Origin of the sequence: Shewanella sp. SW32 (genome assembly GCF_025653365.1) — a bacterium.
GTDB lineage: Bacteria > Pseudomonadota > Gammaproteobacteria > Enterobacterales > Shewanellaceae > Shewanella > Shewanella oncorhynchi.
Genome location: NZ_JAKKSJ010000013.1, coordinates 113,209 through 131,100 on the forward strand (window position 1 = coordinate 113,209; position 17,892 = coordinate 131,100).

Genomic DNA, 17,892 nt, shown 5'->3' on the forward strand with positions numbered 1-17,892 from the left:
GTTCTAGGTTCTAGGTTCTAGGTTCTAGGTTCTAGCAAGCATAAAAAAACCTGCATGATGCAGGTTTTTTATTTACTGAAGATTTTCTTGAATTAAAAATATAGCGAATAAGCTTATTTCTTACGCCAAGTGGTGCCACTTGGACCATCTTCAAGCACAACGCCCAAAATATCTAAACGATTACGCGCCACATCCGCAGCAGCCCAATCCTTTTCGGTACGAGCACGGTTACGCTCAACGATTAAGGCTTCGATTTCGGCCACTTCATCGTCACTACCGCCGCCTTGAAAGAAGGCCTCTGGCTCTTGGCTTAATAGACCTAACACATCCGCTAATTGCTTCAAGGTGACCGCTAATGCCGATGCCTGTGCCATACCGGTCAGTTTTAAACGATTGATCTCACGCACCATGTCAAAAAGGACTGAATAGGCTTCAGGTGTATTAAAGTCATCATCCATCGCCGCTTTAAATTTCGCGACAAACTCTTCTGCAGGCGCCGCAACGACAGTTAAGTCGACATCTTTAATCGCCGTATACAAACGCTCTAAAGCTGAGCGAGCTTGTTTCAAGTTATCTTCTGAATAGTTCAGTTGGCTACGATAATGGCCAGATAATAAGAAATAACGCACAGTTTCAGCATCATAGTGACCAAGTACATCGCGAATAGTGAAGAAGTTGCCTAAGGACTTAGACATCTTTTCACGGTCAACCATCACCATGCCAGTGTGCATCCAATAGTTGACGTATGGCGTGTCATGGGCACAGCAAGACTGAGCGATTTCATTCTCATGATGTGGGAACTGTAAGTCAGAGCCGCCGCCATGGATATCAAAATGCAAACCTAAATGTTTGCTGTTCATGGCCGAACATTCGATATGCCAGCCAGGACGACCCGGTCCCCATGGAGATTCCCACGTTGGTTCGCCAGGTTTAGACATTTTCCACAACACAAAATCCATTGGATTTTGCTTGGTTTCGTCCACTTCAACCCGAGCACCGGCTTGCAGTTGATCTAAATTCTGGCCCGATAAACGGCCATAATCAGGATATGAGGCCACGCTGAAAAGCACATCACCATCGCTCGCCACATAGGCATGACCACGGGCGAGTAATAACTCAACCATGTCGATGATTTCGGCAATATGAAGGGTCGCGCGCGGTTCAAAATCGGGACGCAACATATTTAAGGCATCGAAGTCTTGGTGCATTTCACCAATAAGACGCTCGGTTAAGGCTTCACAGCTTTCGTTATTCTCGTTAGCGCGCTTGATGATTTTGTCATCAACATCAGTAATATTGCGCTGAAAATTCACTTCATAACCCGCGTAACGCAGGTAGCGCACTATCATGTCGAAAGAAACAAAAGTACGGCCATGACCAATATGACAGAGATCGTATATGGTCACACCACACACGTACATCCCAATTTTCCCGGGATTAATTGGCTTAAATTCCTGTTTTTGGCGGGTAATACTGTTGTAAATCTTCAACATCGATATTCTCTTCAATGATACATTCAGGTGTAAAATCAAGGAGTCAGTCTATCACGGCCTGACAGGTTTTGAATACTGCACTTTGCGCGCAATCCGAGATAAGTTAGAATCGCGCCACTATTTACACTGAGTATGAAAACATGATCACATTACACACTAATTTGGGCGACATTAAACTGCAACTGAACGCTGAAAAAGCACCGCTAACAGTAGCAAACTTCATGAAATATGTTGACGAAGGTTTCTTCGACGGCACTATCTTCCACCGTGTGATAGACGGTTTCATGATCCAAGGTGGTGGCTTCAACGAAGACATGAGCCAAAAGCGTTGTAACGAGCCAGTGAAGAACGAAGCCAATAACGGTTTATCAAACCGTACTGGTACTGTCGCTATGGCGCGTACTTCAGATCCACATTCAGCTACTGCGCAGTTCTTCATTAACGTGAACGACAACACTTTCCTCGATTTTAAATCAGAAACCTCACAGGGCTGGGGCTACTGCGTATTCGGCGAAATCGTTGAAGGCATGGACATTATCGAAAAAATCAAGGCCGTTAGCACTGGCAACCGTGGTATGCATCAAGATGTGCCATTAGAAGCCATTGTGATTGAAAAAGTCAGCGTCGCGGCATAATACGGCGAATGCGAACTCTATTTATAGGCGATCTGCACCTGAGTGCAGATCGCCTTGATATCACCCAAGCGTTCACTCGCTTTCTCGACACTGAACTCGATGATGCTGACGCCCTTTATATCCTAGGCGATTTGTTTGAAGTCTGGGTTGGTGATGATATTGCCTTGCCTTTTGCCCTAGACATCGCCGAAAAACTCAAGCAAGTATCACAAAAGTTACCCGTGTATTTTATCCATGGCAACCGTGACTTCATGCTAGGCAAACAATTTGCGCGCGCCGCAGGCATGCAAATTTTACCCGAAGTCACTCGCCTCAATTTATACGGTGTCGACACTGTAATTTTGCACGGCGACAGCTTATGTACTTTAGATAAGGCCTACCAACGCTTTCGAAAACTGCGCAGTTTATCGCTGTCTCGTTGGCTGTATGGTTGTTTATCCAAGAAAACCCGTCAGGGCATTGCTGATAAAATTCGCAGCAAGAGCAAGAACAGCAATAAGCAAAAAAGCTACACTATCATGGATGTAGAGCCCAATGCGGTCGATGTGTTATTTGCCAAGACACACACTAAGCATATGATCCACGGTCATACCCACAGACCAGCCATTCATCAACTTGCTAATGGCTGTAAGCGTATAGTGGTTGGCGATTGGTATGAACAAGGCAGTGTGCTCAGTGTGAGCGCTGAAGGGATTAATTTACAGTCCTTACCCTTCGACCCTATGATGACCTAAAGGCATTGGCTTAAGTAGGCCTCATTTAGTGTTACTTAAGCTTAAATAGCTTAAATTTTTAGCTTTAATAGCTTGAAAATACTGTGATTAACGGTTTTTTAGAACCGTTAATCGTTTCAGCTATATGGACTTAACTCTACTCGTTTGGGGAAGCAAAACCGTTCAAATTAATTTAATAGAGGCGACCCACTGTGGAAACGAAACTCATCATCCTGCGCCAAAATCAACTCCGCTTCTAACTCGCCAAAGTACTTCACTCGCTCACTAATATCCTCAGGTGAAACCAACTGAGCTAACGCAAGATAATCTTGATAATGTCGCGCTTCAGAGCGCAGCAGTGACACATAAAACTTACTCAGCTCACCGTCTAAATAAGGCGCGAGTTTAGCGAAGCGCTCGCACGAGCGAGCCTCAATATATGCCCCTACAATCAACTTATCCCGCAAAATATCTTTCTCATGGGTTGTCACATGACTCATCATGCCCTTGGCATAACGACCCGCGCGAATATTGCGGTAATCAATACTGCGCTTGTGCATTAAATCCAATACTTGTTCAAAATGATGAAACTCTTCTTTAATCAAGCGGATTAAAGGTGAAACTAAATTCGCAGCAAACTTAAAGTTGGGCTTAGGTATAAGGTCAGTTACCAACTCATTCTTTTTCACATCACGGGCTAAAAAACTTTCCACATCATGTTCTTGCGAATAAATAAACTCTTCATAGGGTTTAGCCCACGCCAACAGAGCTCGACCACTGTCTTTATCTAACGCATATTTTCGTAGCAAAAAAATCGCTGTCTGAGCGGCTTTTAACTCACAGTTACAATGGTCGATCAGCAACTCATCCAAGGAATCTGATTTTATCGCGACATCAATCCAAGTTTGCGGTGTTTCACAGTGAAGAAATGCGTGGATGGGGGCAAGAAGTTGCAGCATGGACTCACTCAATATCATTCTGAATATCGCCCTATTTTACGCATATTTACTCATAAGCTATAGCATTAGGCTTAAGTAAACTTGACGCGCTGAACTTTTTGTTCAATAAATAATCTACACTCTAAAGAACTGAGATCCTGATCACACAGCCTCTCACTTCTCTATGTGTAACCAATCGATGGATAAAGAGACAGGACACCATTTTAACCTCGATTGTAGAGCTGTTATCAGCTCGTCTGACGTTTGGCGAGCCATTCATCAATGCTGAACAAGGATAATTATAATGATACTGAATCACTTAATGGGGCTATACACTCATCCAAAACAAGAGTGGCAAACAATTGAAAAAAACCATGAGGCACTGAAAAGTAGCTTAAGCCATGTAGTACTTATCGCCTTAATTCCGGCGGTGTGCAGCTATATAGCTACAGCTTACATTGGCTGGAATCCTGGCGCTGGCGATCCTATTTACCTTACACCACAAAGTGCCCTGTTTATGTCCGCAGGCATGTATTTAGGCCTAATTGCAGGCGTATTCGCCCTTGCCTATTTAGCCTATTGGATGGCAAAAACCTTCGATGCTAACCCAACTTACACCCAAGCATTAGAGCTCGCGTCCTACACTGCAACCCCGTTGTTTATGGTCGGTTTAGCCGCATTATATCCAGTGCTATGGTTTATCATGATAGTGGGGTTGATTGGTTTAGCCTACTCAGTGTATTTGCTGTACGCGGGGGTGCCTATCATTATGAATATCCCTGAAGAGAAAGGTTTTATCTACGCCAGCTCTATGGTGACAGCAGGCTTAGTACTCTTGGTGGGGCTAATGGCAACTAGTGTCATTTTATGGAGCTTAGGCTTTGGTCCTATGTACCAATAACCATTTTAATTCATCACAAATTTAATCAACAGCAACTCAAGCTCTGCGTCGCAATTGATTTGTAGCAGAAAATAAAAAAGAAGGCCGTAAAGGCCTTCTTTTTTGGGTTTAATTAACGCTCTGAGCGAGTTAGCAGATCTGTTTGACTCATTCAGTCAAACAGCTCCACTTAAGCAAAATCACTCGAAAGAATCACGCAGCGCTACGGTTAAGTTAAACACTAAATTATCCGGCGATGAATCTTTGCTGTCAGCGCAGAAATAGCCTTCACGCTCAAACTGATAGGCTTGTTCCGCAGGTGCATTCAATAGGCTTGCTTCAGCAAAACCGTGCACAACCACTAATGATTCAGGGTTCAACACTTCATCCACAGTCTCTGCCGCAGCAGGATTAGGATCGGTAAATAAACGCTGATAGAGACGGAATTCAGCAGGCTTGGCAGTAGATGCCTCAACCCAATGGATCACGCCTTTGACTTTACGGCCATCTGCAGGGTTTTTACCTAAAGTTTCAGGATCATAAGTACAGTAAACCGTCGTGATATTACCTTCGCTGTCTTTGTCACAACGTTCAGCTTTAATCACATAGGCATTACGTAAACGCACTTCTTTGCCTGTAACTAAGCGTTTGTATTGTTTGTTGGCTTCTTCTTTAAAGTCAGCCACATCGATCAATATTTCTCGGCCAAAGGCTAATTCACGCGTCCCCATGCTCTCATCATTTGGATGAGCGGCCGCTTGAATGTACTCAAGTTCACCTTCAGCATAGTTTTCAATGATGACTTTCAATGGACGCAATACGGCCATCGCACGCGGTGCATGTTCGTTCAATTCTTCACGAATACACGCATCTAACATGCCGACTTCAATCATATTCTCTTGCTTAGTCACGCCGATACGTTGACAGAACTCGCGAATTGACGCCGGTGTATAACCACGGCGACGTAAGCCTGCAATCGTTGGCATACGTGGGTCATCCCAACCTGACACGAGTTTACGGGTCACAAGGTCATTCAGCTTACGTTTAGACATCAAGGTATATTCGAGATTTAAGCGTGAAAACTCGTATTGACGAGTACGATTCGGCGCTTGAAAATCATTCAAATTATCCAACACCCAGTCGTATAAACGACGGTTGTCTTGGAACTCTAATGTACATAAAGAGTGGGTAATATGTTCTAACGCATCAGAAATACAGTGCGTGAAGTCGTACATAGGGTAAATGCACCACTTGTCACCTGTTTGATGATGATGGGCAAAACGAATACGGTAGATGATAGGATCGCGCATACACATGAATGGCGATGCCATATCAATTTTGGCACGCAATGCGCACTCGCCTTCTTTAAAACCACCGTCGCGCATCTTAGCGAATAAGGCGAGGTTTTCTTCGACTGATGTGTCGCGAAAAGGACTGTTTTTACCTGGCTCTTTTAACGTACCACGGTATTCACGGGTTTCATCTGCATTCAAAAAACACACATAAGCCAAACCTTTATTAATCAGTTCAACCGCATATTGATGTAACTGATCAAAATAGTTTGATGAATAGCGAACATCGCCATCCCACTGGAATCCAAGCCAACGCACATCTGCCTGAATAGAATTCACATAATCAATGTCTTCTTTTTCAGGATTAGTATCGTCAAAACGTAAATTACACAGACCGTTATAGTCTCGCGCTATCCCAAAATTTAAGCAGATAGATTTAGCATGACCAATATGAAGATAGCCATTCGGTTCCGGCGGGAAACGAGTCTGTACACTCGTGTGCTTACCGCTTTGTAAATCTTCATCTATGATATTACGAATAAAGTTACTCGGACGTACTTCAGTGTCCACATGACTCATGGAATTCCTCTTTGCGAACAATGGCAATTTTAAGAAAACCAGCATGATCCTACAGATCACCACTAGTTACAATGCCTAGGGTTAAAAACTCTGGTTTTTGACTGTTTGGGGTTATAACCGCGATAGTAAAACAATAAAAGCAGCCATGAAAGCTGCTTTTATCTTTGACCTAACTAAGCTGACATTTATTATTCAGTCACGCCGACTCAGTAAATCTTACTCAGTGATAATGCGGATCCCAGGAATAATCTGCTGGCTTCTTTTACCCTTACGTTTCAACCACAGATAAAAAGCGGCTAATGCAAACAAGAAGAAACCAATCCACAGACTTGATTGAACTGGGTGCTGCGTAAAGGTAGCGGCTTGATAAACTACCGTTGCAGAACCATAAGCCAGTGAGAAAGTCCACGTTGCCGCGAACGTCGCCCACCGAGAACCAAACTCATGCACTAAGGCGCCCATTGCCGCAACACAAGGAGTATAAAGTAAGATAAACAGCAAATAGGAGAAAGCCGCAACTTTACCACTAAAACCTGCTTGTAAAGCACCGAAAGTCGATGTCGCAACACCTTGTTCTTCAGCAACGGTTTCTTTATTGGTTAAATCACCGACCGACAGTTTAAGCGGATCTTCAAGATCTAAACCAAACAAGTTAGTTGGAATCGTTGCCAGAGCCGCATTAAAGCTTTCACTCAATGGTGCAAGTTCTTCATCTGTCGGCGCCGCGCTGCTGTATAGACTGTTTAAGGTACCAACAACCGCTTCTTTGGCGAAAATACCCGTGATAATACCGACGGTTGCAGGCCAGTTATCCTGCTCTATGCCCATAGGCGAGAAGATAGGCGTGATTTTTTGACTCGCGACACTTAGGAGTGATGCTTGGCTATCTTCATGGCCAAATGTGCCATCAACACCAATAGCATTAATGAAGTTCAATAAGGTCACGACCAGAACAATCGTTTTACCTGCGCCTAAAATAAAACTCTTAGTGCGTTTACCTGTACGAACCATAACAGCTTTCAGCTTAGGTAGTTCATAACTTGGTAGCTCCATCACCACTGCACTACTGCTGCCGGGTAATAAAGTGCTTCTGAGTAATAAACCCGTACCGATAGCGGCAAAGATACCAATAATATACAGCAAGAAGACTAAATTCTGACCTGAATCGGGGAAGAAAGCCGCCGCAAATAGTGCATAAACAGGAAGACGTGCACCACAGGACATAAATGGTGCCATCATCCCTGTCACAATACGCTCACGCTCACTGCCTAAGGTTCGCGTAGCCATAATTGCAGGCACTGAACAACCAAAACCGACAATCATAGGAACGAATGCTTTACCAGGCAGGCCAATACGACGCATTAAACCGTCAACCACAAATGCAGCGCGCGCCATGTAGCCAGAACTTTCGAGGATCGACAAACCGAGGAAAAGCGCCGCAATAACAGGAATAAAGGTTGATACGGTTTGAATGCCTTGGCCGACACCGCCCGCTAAGATAGTGACTAACCAAGCTGGAGAGCCCATGCTCGTCAAGAATGAACCGAAGTGATCGACAAACAATGCGCCAGCAAAAACATCAAAGAAATCAATAAAAGCACTGCCAATATTAATGCTGAACATAAACATCAAATACATCACAAACAAGAACACAGGAATGCCAAGCACAGGATGTAAAACGAGTTTATCTAATTTGTCACTGAGGGTGAGGAACCCTGACTCTTTCACTGATCCTTGAAAAACTTGTTCAACGAAATTAAAGCGCGTGGTCGCCACCATCACTTCAATATCATGGCCTTGCTGAGCGATAATCTGAGTACAGGAATTCACTTCATCCTGCAGTTCAGCATTTTTACAGCTACCACAACCTGAACCATTACCTAGCATAGCCAAAGCACGGCCGCGACTTAATTGGGCATCTTTGCTGCAGAGTAACTGCACGCCCGCTTCAATTTGTTCATCATAATGAAGCACTAATGGGGCTTCTGAGACTCGGCCTTGAAGTAAATCGAGTACCTGTGCCTGCACTTTAGCGACATCGGCAGGATCTCGCGAACACACGCCAATCACAGGGCATCCCAGCTCTTGGCTCATTTTCTTTAAATCGACTTTAATCCCACGTTTGACAGCCGAATCAATTTTATTCAGCACCACTACCATAGGGATAGCGAGTTCACGCAATTGGGCCGTGAGATATAAGTGACGTTCGATATTAGTGGCATCGACTAAATTGATAATGCCATCGACACGTTGCTCGGCAAGGTATTGCTGCGCAATTTGCTCATCAAGTGAACAATCGCAACTATTGCCCGCAGGGAGAAGGTCGTAAATACCCGGTAAGTCTGTCAGATAGACGTCAGCACCGTTTAAGGTGAAATGACCAGTCTTTTTTTCGACCGTAACACCAGACCAGTTACCCACTTGCTGATTTGCGCCTGTTAGCGCGTTAAAGAGTGTAGATTTACCCGCGTTAGGGTTTCCTACTGTGACGCAATGAAACTGCTTAGCCATTCGTCTTTTCCACCTCAATGATGTCTGCCAAATCTCTGCGCATACAAAGTTTACTACCACGAATATCCAGTTCGAGACCAGAGCCCATAGGTGCGTATCGGATCAATAAAAAACGCGTATTTGGCGTGATTCCCATGGACAACAACTTGCGCTTCACGGTTTGTGGCAGCGCCAAACGCCCCACTTCAGAAATAAGACCGCGATCGCCGGGACTGAGTTCGCTTAACTTCATTATGTATTCCACCTTGCAACAGGTTCAGCTCGAAAAACTGCGCCCATTGTAACCGAGCGATGACACTAATAACTTTACCTAGATCAAGATTTTTGATTGGTAACGATAATAGTTTTCAATTGTGTTGGGTATTATGTGATAAAAATTCCAATGAATAAACGACCAACCGAAAATAAAAATCTGCACCTTTGCATTAGTGACTATGAAGCGATGCACAGAAGTCAAAACGCTGTAAACAAATCCCACCCGAAGCAAGTGTGATCAAAATCACACTTAATCTATATCGCCTGTAAAATCATCCCTCTTTACAGTGAAAAGACCCCGCAATGTTAAGCACGTGTCACACACTTGTTCTAATATTAACCGAGCTCAATAAGCTAAATTAGCAATGTCGAAAGCGTAAAAATAACAAATATAAATGCACTCGGGAAAACATAACCATGGAAATAGGGCTAAAGTTCAGAAGCATAGCTAAGGCTATGCTATGTATTTTGTTATCAATCGCGAGCGTTTCGGCCTCAGCGACCCCTTGGGATGACAAAAAACCAGAAGAAGTTGTTGCGACATTAGACAAAAAATTCGCCGAAGGTAAGTATTCCGCTAAAGGCGCTGATACTTGCCTGATGTGCCACAAAAAAAGTGCCGTGGTGATGGCGATATTTGAGGGGGTTCATGGCAACCCCAATGTGAAAGATTCACCCATGGCCGATTTGCAGTGCGAAGCCTGCCACGGCCCGTTAGGGAATCATAATAAAGGTGGCAAAGAGCCGATGATCACCTTTGGCGCAAACTCCCCTGTTCCCGCGCAAAAGCAAAACAGTGTCTGTATGAGTTGCCACAATGACAGTCAACGTACCGCATGGAAAGGCAATCACCACGATAACGCCGATGTCGCCTGTAGCAGCTGCCATCAAGTGCATACCGCAAAAGATCCTATCAGCGATAAAGCCAATGAAGTCACCATTTGTACCCAGTGCCATACCCAACAAAAAGCCGATATGCACAAGCGCTCGGCGCATCCATTACAGTGGCAACAAATGGTGTGCAGTGACTGCCATAATCCCCACGGCAGTTTAAACGATTCAAGCTTGAAGCAAATGAGTGTTAATGAAAATTGCTATAGCTGTCATGCCGAAAAACGCGGCCCTAAACTATGGGAACATGCCCCCGTCACCGACAACTGCGCTAATTGCCATAATCCCCACGGCAGCGTGAACGAAGCCATGCTGATCAGCAAACCGCCACAACTGTGTCAGCAGTGCCACGCTTCGGATGGCCATAGCAGTAATGCCTATTTTGGCAATCAAACCAATGCCTTCACTTCAAGTAACTCCTGTATGAATTGCCACGGGCAAGTGCATGGTTCTAACCATCCTTCTGGCAAATTACTGCAGAGATAACAAGGGAATGATCATGCGAACAGCTAAAATGTCTCACCCTAGCGCTTATTTCTCCCTCACTTTGCTGGCTTGGGCGATAAGCGGTGTTTTGACTCAAGCACACGCCGAAGGTTATGAGCTGCAAGAAGCGAATCGAAGTAGCATAAAGACAGAGGCATGGAGCTGTAAGCAATGCCAACCTAAGACAGGGTATATTGGCAATGTCAGTGCCAGCCTCGCTTACAACGATAGTGAGGACAGCCGTTTCGGTAACCGCACAGGGACAGATAACGAGGGTCTCGTTGGCGCCGTCGGTGCGGATATGATGTACAAAACACCGTCGGGTTATCAAACCGAGCTGGTCGCGGATAAGTTAGGTTTTGATGCGGGCTCTGCCATGCTCACAACGGGAAGGCTGGGAAACTATCAAATCAACTTGGGTTATAGAGGCTTAGCAAACTATAACCATAATCAACTCAAAAGCCCCTATACCTCAGCGCAAGATAAAATGTTATTGCCCGATAACTGGATAACAGGCGGCACAACGCAATCTATGCTTATGTTACAGAGCAGCCTTGTTAGCCAAGATTTAAGTATTCAACGTGATCGCTTTAGTATCGGTGGTTACTACGCTGGCAAAATATCACCTGAAGGTGACAATAACAGTCACTACAAAGCCTCGCTAAACTATCAGCATGAAGACCGCAGCGGCGCCAAAAAGACCAGCGCCAATATACTCACCAATAGCGTTATGCTAGCCCAACCAATTGATGACAGTACTGATGAAGTCGATGCGAGAATTTATTTTAACGGTTCAGGCTGGCAAGCAGGCATCAATAGCCAAATCAGCCAATATAAAAATGATCACCAAGCCATGCTGTGGCAATCAGCCTACACGCCCACCTTTGGTGCAGCATACCTAGGTCAGAATGCGGTCGACCCCGACAATAAAGCCTACAGAGTTGCCGCAGAAGCCTCAGGGGGGGCAAATGGTCAAAATGTATTGATGCACGCAGGCTTTAGCCGCATGACCCAAGATGACACCTTTATTCCTGCCACCATCAATGGCCCATCGCCCGTCCTGCCTGCGGATACCTTAAATGGCCAAGTCGATATTGTAGAGATGGACCTTAAATATTCAGGACGGATCAGCCAAGATTTAAGCATGCAGGCAAGTTACAACTATCAAGACAGAGATAACAAAACGGCTCAATTAGACTTTCCGCAGATCGTCACCGACAGTATTAATCAAGGCACAGCCCAAAATAGCCTTTATGATAAGCGCACCAAAAAACTCGAACTTAAAAGCAAATACCGTTTTACCTCAGCGGCTTATGCCGAAGCGGGTTACAGCCATAATGAAAACGATTATGCCGAACTCGACCGCCAATCCGTCGACGAGTCCGGCGTGTTTGCTAAACTAAGTTATCGCTATTCGCCCGCATGGTCAGCTTGGTTGAAAGGAGAAGCACTAGAGCGAGATGGCAGTGAATATCATCCCGTCGCAACCACTCAAAGTTCAAGTAATCCTTGGCTACGTAAATCCTACCTTGCCGATAGAAAAAGGCAGAAAGTCACCTTACACACGGATTATCAGAGCGATATTGGTCTATCTCTTGGTGCCAGCTTACACAGCATTAATGACGACTATCATCATACCTTCGTTGGTCTAACTCAGGTGTCCTATCTCGGTTACGACTTGTCAGCCCAATATGTGCTGAGCAGTGACCTCAATTTAACCGCCTTTGTTAACCAAGATTGGCGCGATTCAGACCAAGCGGGCAGTAATTCCTTCTCGACACCCGATTGGTACAGCACTGCCGAGGAAAAATCGACCTTGATTGGTGCAGGGCTTAGTTATCAAAACCTGTTCGATCATCACCTCGATATTGGTTTGGATTACAGCTATTCCGACGGACAGAGTGATACAGAAGTGACCTACGGCATCACCAGTCCCTATGGCGATTTTTACGCCCGCAAACACAATATTAATGCCTACGCCAAATATAAGTTTGCCGACAGTATGTCGCTGCGCGTCGATTGGTTATTCGAAAAATATCAAGATGCTAATTGGCAAAACCAAGGCACAAGCTGGGACACGATCCCCAACGTCCTCAGTTTTGGTGATATGGGCCACGACTACAACGCTCACTACTTAGGCTTGACCTTAAGCTACCAAATGTAACTTAGGCACTGACAGCGCATTCCAAGGATAGAAATATGAACAAGTTTGCAAAAATTCGCACTCAATTCAGTCTTATGCTGGCGTTAGTCTCGCTATTAAGCGCCTGTGGCGGTGATAACGGCCAAGATGGTAATCCCGGTGAGCCTGCGAAACCGCCTGCATTAACGATAACTAGCCTTAACATCATGGTCGATAAAGTCGCGATGACAGATGGCATTGCTCAAGTGGATTTTCAAGTAAGCAATCAAGATGATGAAGCCGTGATTGGTATCCCATCGGCGACATTTATTGCCGCGCAGCTTCTCCCCCAAGGTTATACAGGCGCGGGGAATAGCAGTGAATGGCAGCACTTTACCGCTGAAACCTGCGCGGCAACTTGTCCAGGCAGTCTCACAGATCATAAAAACGGTCACTACAGTTATACCTTCAGCGCCGCATTTAATGGCATGAATGGAGTGACGTTTATGCCCGAAGCGACCCAAAGAATGGTGGTCAAAATTGGCGGCGATAAACTTGCCGATAACACGCCCTTACCTATAACCAATCAGCATTATGACTGGCAATCTTCAGGTAGTAATGTCGCTTACACCCGCAACTTAGTCACAATAGAGACCTGTAATAGTTGCCACAGTAATCTTGCTTTCCATGGCAGTAGATATAATCAAATCGAAACCTGCGTCACCTGCCATAACAGCAAAAAAGTCAGTAACCCTGCGGATATTTTCCCACAAATGATCCACAGCAAACATTTAACCGGCTTCCCGCAACCCATTAGTGACTGCCAAACCTGTCACGTCGATAAGGCTGAGTTAACCGAACAGCAAAACTGGCGCAGAGTCCCGACCATGCAAGCCTGTGGTGCCTGTCATACACAGATCAATTTCCCCGCAGGCGAAGGACACCCAGTGCAAACAGATAACAGTAACTGCGTGGCGTGTCATAATGCCGACTGGACCGCAAGCGTACACAGTGATGAAGCTAAAACTGCGGCATTGATGCAATTTAGCCCAAGTATCACCAGCGCCAGTATGGATGCCAATGGTACGGTCACTGTTGCGGTTAAGCTGATGAATCCAGCCACAGGAACTGTGTATAGCGAAAGTGCCGATAAACTAAAATTTATCAATGATTTAAGGGTATATGCCAACTGGGGAACCAGTTTTGATTATGCGACCCGTTCAGCTCGCTCGATTAAACTGCCGGAATCCACACCCATATCAGGCTCTAATGGCATTTATATCTATACGATAGCGGGCCTTACTGTGCCAGCAGGCACTGAAACGGATCATGGCGGACTTGCGATTCAAGGCAGAGTCTGTGCCAAAGATAAAGTACTGGTTGATTGCACGACTGAACTGGCGGAAGTGTTAGTGATTAAATCCAGCCACAGTTATTTTGATATGGCAGCATTGAGCAATGAAGGTCGCCGTAGCGTTGTGAGCAATGCAAGCTGCGGTAATTGCCATGGTGATCAAAAACTGAATATTCACGGCTCACGTAACGATCTCGATGGTCAATGCCAGCTATGCCATAACGCCAATATGCTGGCCGATGCGACGGCAGCCAATCCTTCAATCACGTCATTTGACTTTAAGCAGCTGATCCACGGTATTCACACCAGTCAATTCACGGGGTTTGAAAGCCTAAACTACCCAGGAAAAATCGGTAACTGTGCCCAATGTCACGTTAACGATACTGCGGGGATTTCTACCGTCGCCCTCCCCTTAAATTCAGCGGTACAACCCCTTGCCCTCGATAACGGCACTTTTACCAGCCCAATTGCCGCTGTGTGTAGCAACTGCCATTCAGATACCAGCACTCATAACCACATGGCTCAGCAAGGTGCTGTTTTTGCAGGTACAAAATCCGATGCAACCGCAGGAACTGAAACCTGTGCTTTCTGTCATGGACAGGGCGGAGTCGCGGACGTGTTGAAAGTGCATCCAATAAACTAACCCTATGATGCTGGCCTAAAAAGGCCAGCAACTGCAGATATAAAAGGAACTCATACGATGCAGTCATCTACTCCTAAAGAAATAGTCAGATCTCAGTCACATTACCCGCCTAAAGTGACTGATAAATACCAGTGACTTAGTTAGCCTTACAGATGGAAAACTAATTCCACACATCTTATGCGGGTAATGAGATTTATTCTTATTTGCCAGGCGTTTGATGATGATTACAACTATTGCAGGGAAATATCATGATGAAACGGTTCAATTTCAATACCGCAACAAAAGCGATGTTGGGTGCCGGTTTACTCTCTCTACTACTCGCCGGTTGCGGTGGTAGTGACGGTAAAGATGGTGAAGACGGAAAACCGGGTCCGGTAGGCTTAGACATAAGTCAAGCCACCACACTCAAAGCCACACTTGAAGATGTAAAAATTGACAACGGCACTGTCAGCGTAGACATAGTACTAACGAATGCGAATGGCGTACCTGTGACGGGCCTAGAGCAATACGCTCAAATCAATGCTATCGGATTGGGTATTGCAAAACTTACCCCTGAAAGTGGCAAAGGTTACAAAACACCTCAATGGGTCAGCTATATCAACTCAGTGAAAGCAGCTGATCCTGCACGCAGTCTTGCAAATTATAGCTATACCGATGGTAAAGATAGCGCTGGCAATCCTATTACTAAAGAAGTGAAATTTACACCTGGTGATGCTATTCAAGCGAACATCGAATCTAGTTGTAAAACCACTTGTTTAACAGTGGTTGATAGTGGCGTTTACCGCTATACCTTCCAAACCAATTTAAGTACTTTGCCCGCTATTGAAGGTCTCGATTTAACCTACGACCCAACATTAATACATCGCATTACTTTAGAACTTCAAACCGATGGCAGTAAAGATGCCAAGTTAGTCAACAGCCATATCGACTTCTTACCAAGCGATAACTTTAGAGTAGCTAAAGAGACGGAAACGCGTACGGTTGTCGATTTAGAAGCGAACTGTATCAAGTGTCACAGCACAAATTATAGCGATACATCTTCTACTGCTAAGCCATTAGCACTACATGGCGGAAGACGGATCGGAATAGCAAACTGTCAAGTTTGTCATACCAGCTACAGTAAAGATCCAGAAACTGGATCACCTTTGGATATGGGCGCCATGGTTCATGCCATTCACAAAGGTACTTACGCTATGGTGGGTTACAGCGGAACGGCTTATGACTTTAGCGGTACTATGGCTAAAGCTGCGGCTGAAAGTGGCTACCCACAATACCGTGAAGGTAAAGACGTTTCTGAACGAGTCACTCTGCCAGTCTCTATCGGGAACTGCCAGTCTTGCCATAGCACAGATGACAAAGGACCCGTTGATGCCGCGAGCTTTAAACATCACAAAGGTTTAGCCTGCGCATCTTGTCACATGTCAGGTTTTAATCCAGTAGATAACAGCGAATGGTTAACGCCACCTGAAGGTCAAAAAGACCGTGGTTTCGTTGGTAACTATTTCCATTACTATGCAACACCTGAAATTGACGGTATTCCAGGTGCAAACCTAGTCAATGTATTCCAAACTGGTGGTTGTGCTTCTTGTCACGCCGAACAAGGTGAAGAAGGCAGCGCTAAATATCACTTAGCAAAAGCTAATGCCACTAAGTTACTGCGAACTGAATATGCCTATAAGTTAGAAAATGGCACATTTGATGTGGCTAAAGGAGAGTTAACATTCACAGTCGATTGGCACAGTGATGTTGCTCCACATCAAGATCCTAAAGTGAAAGAGTTTTGGGTCAGCTTAACGGCATTCAATGGCACTGAATACACCATGGGCCCACGTCCATCTAATGGTACTTTAGGTCGTAGCGAAAACCGTATTTCTGTAAATTTGGCCAAAGTTGAGACTAACGCTAACTTAACAGCGGTACCAAATGGCTCAAAAGTAACATACACATTAACAGGCATTAAAGCTGTTATTGGCACAAGTTCTGTTCCATACAAACAAATTGTTAGTATTGGTAAAGGCTTCATGGACGGCAAATTGCTGATCTGTGCAAACTCTGCAGAACTCGATCCAACGATGGATGCTGCGATTGATTGTAGTAACACTGAAGCACCAATCTACGAAGTGATTGTTGGCAGTAATAAAGCTTCATTCTCTGCCGATGCAAGTAATGTTACCGCACGTAGCATAGTCGTCTCTGAAGCAAAATGTGCTAACTGTCATGGTGAGAAAGCTGACTTTTCAGCCTCTCATGCGCTGACCCATGCGGCAGACAAGCCTGATAACAGCTGTGGTACTTGTCACTCTGCTGTACCTAATACCGCGGTAGCTTTAGCCGATGGTAGTTGTGTGGCTTGTCACAATGGCGCTCCTGCTCACAGTAAAAAGCCATTTGAACGTGGTTTTGACTTTAAAGTCATGATCCACCAAATTCACGCTGATACTCGCAGTGTTCGCCGTTTAACAACAGATGCAGCAACCTTCCCTGAAAACCCAGCGAACTGCGCGGCTTGTCATGATAAAGGTCAACTTAGCTTAGCTACACTAGGCAATAAACCTGCGTTCTTAGCAAGTACTGGTGAATACTCACCAACCGTTGCAGCTTGTGCATCTTGCCATGCAACGACCGCAACTGACAGCGCAGTGATAGGCCACTTCGAAACCAATGGTGGTGTATATAACGCTGCTGCTGGCACTTACACTCCTGGTAGCGAAACCTGTGCGACCTGCCATGGTGAAGGTAAATCATTTGGTGTGGATAAAGTTCACCCAGTGAAATACTAATATGGAACCGAGTAACGAATCGCAAATCAGTCGTTACTCACATTAAATTCAGCAAAATCCCCCGCAGTGCGCTGTCTCTTCTACACAAATCCCTCGGTTTGCCCCGAGGGATTTTTTTGAACCATTTTCAATTACCCTGATCTGATCCTGACCTTTTGTTTCAGATACCACATACCATGTTTTTAAGTGAACCATCACTCTGGGCACAAAGCATTTTTCAGCGCGCACAATTAGGGGATGTACGAAGGACCAAACGGCTTGTACAGTTGGCGGCTCAACTTGCAGCTCATACAGGACAATCTATCGTGCAATCCCTTTCA

The 17,892-nt window shown here is 45.1% G+C and carries 13 protein-coding genes; 8 read left to right on the forward strand and 5 right to left on the reverse strand.

Features of this window, described 5'->3' with window-relative positions; translation table 11 throughout:
• Positions 1-113 precede the first annotated feature (113 nt).
• Positions 114-1,493: a cysteine--tRNA ligase gene (cysS, locus tag L5M28_RS09905; protein WP_263203210.1), complete on the reverse strand. Its 1,380-nt coding sequence runs from the start codon at positions 1,491-1,493 to the stop codon at positions 114-116.
• A gap of 140 nt (positions 1,494-1,633) precedes the next feature.
• On the opposite strand from cysS, the gene L5M28_RS09910 reads away from it, so the two are divergent.
• Positions 1,634-2,128, forward strand: coding sequence for a peptidylprolyl isomerase (locus L5M28_RS09910; RefSeq protein WP_198572192.1), 495 nt, complete (start codon positions 1,634-1,636; stop codon positions 2,126-2,128).
• 8 nt (positions 2,129-2,136) lie between these two features.
• Positions 2,137-2,862, forward strand: a complete 726-nt coding sequence (locus L5M28_RS09915; protein ID WP_105252938.1) for a UDP-2,3-diacylglucosamine diphosphatase — start codon at positions 2,137-2,139, stop codon at positions 2,860-2,862.
• Between the two features lie 167 nt (positions 2,863-3,029).
• Here the strand turns inward: L5M28_RS09915 and miaE are convergent, their stop codons facing one another.
• On the reverse strand, positions 3,030-3,800 hold the full coding sequence (miaE, locus tag L5M28_RS09920) for a tRNA isopentenyl-2-thiomethyl-A-37 hydroxylase MiaE (protein WP_028760473.1): 771 nt from the start codon (positions 3,798-3,800) through the stop codon (positions 3,030-3,032).
• Positions 3,801-4,083: 283 nt separating this feature from the next.
• On the opposite strand from miaE, the gene L5M28_RS09925 reads away from it, so the two are divergent.
• A complete protein-coding gene (locus tag L5M28_RS09925; RefSeq protein WP_105252940.1) occupies positions 4,084-4,680 on the forward strand; it encodes a Yip1 family protein in 597 nt (198 codons plus the stop codon).
• Positions 4,681-4,859: 179 nt separating this feature from the next.
• Here the strand turns inward: L5M28_RS09925 and glnS are convergent, their stop codons facing one another.
• The 3 genes from glnS to L5M28_RS09940 all read right to left on the reverse strand — a co-directional run bounded on the left by glnS (position 4,860) and on the right by L5M28_RS09940 (position 9,273).
• Positions 4,860-6,530, reverse strand: coding sequence for a glutamine--tRNA ligase (glnS, locus tag L5M28_RS09930; RefSeq protein ID WP_263203211.1), 1,671 nt, complete (start codon positions 6,528-6,530; stop codon positions 4,860-4,862).
• Positions 6,531-6,746: 216 nt separating this feature from the next.
• Positions 6,747-9,041: a Fe(2+) transporter permease subunit FeoB gene (feoB, locus tag L5M28_RS09935; RefSeq protein WP_028760476.1), complete on the reverse strand. Its 2,295-nt coding sequence runs from the start codon at positions 9,039-9,041 to the stop codon at positions 6,747-6,749.
• Positions 9,034-9,273: a ferrous iron transport protein A gene (locus tag L5M28_RS09940; protein WP_028760477.1), complete on the reverse strand. Its 240-nt coding sequence runs from the start codon at positions 9,271-9,273 to the stop codon at positions 9,034-9,036. Before L5M28_RS09940 ends, feoB begins: the two co-directional genes overlap by 8 nt.
• Positions 9,274-9,713: 440 nt before the next feature.
• Here L5M28_RS09940 and L5M28_RS09945 point away from each other — a divergent pair, with 440 nt between their 5' ends.
• The 5 genes from L5M28_RS09945 to L5M28_RS09965 all read left to right on the forward strand — a co-directional run.
• Positions 9,714-10,673, forward strand: coding sequence for a DmsE family decaheme c-type cytochrome (locus L5M28_RS09945; protein ID WP_263203213.1), 960 nt, complete (start codon positions 9,714-9,716; stop codon positions 10,671-10,673).
• A gap of 13 nt (positions 10,674-10,686) precedes the next feature.
• A complete protein-coding gene (locus tag L5M28_RS09950) occupies positions 10,687-12,837 on the forward strand; it encodes an MtrB/PioB family decaheme-associated outer membrane protein (protein ID WP_263203216.1) in 2,151 nt (716 codons plus the stop codon).
• Positions 12,838-12,872: 35 nt separating this feature from the next.
• A complete protein-coding gene (locus tag L5M28_RS09955; protein ID WP_263203218.1) occupies positions 12,873-14,792 on the forward strand; it encodes an OmcA/MtrC family decaheme c-type cytochrome in 1,920 nt (639 codons plus the stop codon).
• Between the two features lie 248 nt (positions 14,793-15,040).
• Entirely contained in the window at positions 15,041-17,572 is a 2,532-nt protein-coding gene (locus L5M28_RS09960) for an OmcA/MtrC family decaheme c-type cytochrome (RefSeq protein ID WP_411569172.1), read from the forward strand.
• A 176-nt stretch (positions 17,573-17,748) separates the two neighbouring features.
• A partial coding sequence (locus L5M28_RS09965; protein WP_263196006.1) for a transposase occupies positions 17,749-17,892 on the forward strand: 144 nt, incomplete at its 3' end.

Bases quoted from the DNA above. Each gene is read 5' to 3' on its own strand.
- L5M28_RS09940 (WP_028760477.1), bottom strand. From the start codon at position 9,273: ATGAAGTTAAGCGAACTCAGTCCCGGCGATCGCGGTCTTATTTCTGAA.
- cysS (WP_263203210.1), bottom strand. From the start codon at position 1,493: ATGTTGAAGATTTACAACAGTATTACCCGCCAAAAACAGGAATTTAAG.
- L5M28_RS09910 (WP_198572192.1), top strand. From the start codon at position 1,634: ATGATCACATTACACACTAATTTGGGCGACATTAAACTGCAACTGAAC.
- L5M28_RS09925 (WP_105252940.1), top strand. From the start codon at position 4,084: ATGATACTGAATCACTTAATGGGGCTATACACTCATCCAAAACAAGAG.
- L5M28_RS09950 (WP_263203216.1), top strand. From the start codon at position 10,687: ATGCGAACAGCTAAAATGTCTCACCCTAGCGCTTATTTCTCCCTCACT.
- glnS (WP_263203211.1), bottom strand. From the start codon at position 6,530: ATGAGTCATGTGGACACTGAAGTACGTCCGAGTAACTTTATTCGTAAT.
- L5M28_RS09945 (WP_263203213.1), top strand. From the start codon at position 9,714: ATGGAAATAGGGCTAAAGTTCAGAAGCATAGCTAAGGCTATGCTATGT.
- miaE (WP_028760473.1), bottom strand. From the start codon at position 3,800: ATGCTGCAACTTCTTGCCCCCATCCACGCATTTCTTCACTGTGAAACA.
- L5M28_RS09955 (WP_263203218.1), top strand. From the start codon at position 12,873: ATGAACAAGTTTGCAAAAATTCGCACTCAATTCAGTCTTATGCTGGCG.
- feoB (WP_028760476.1), bottom strand. From the start codon at position 9,041: ATGGCTAAGCAGTTTCATTGCGTCACAGTAGGAAACCCTAACGCGGGT.
- L5M28_RS09960 (WP_411569172.1), top strand. From the start codon at position 15,041: ATGATGAAACGGTTCAATTTCAATACCGCAACAAAAGCGATGTTGGGT.
- L5M28_RS09915 (WP_105252938.1), top strand. From the start codon at position 2,137: ATGCGAACTCTATTTATAGGCGATCTGCACCTGAGTGCAGATCGCCTT.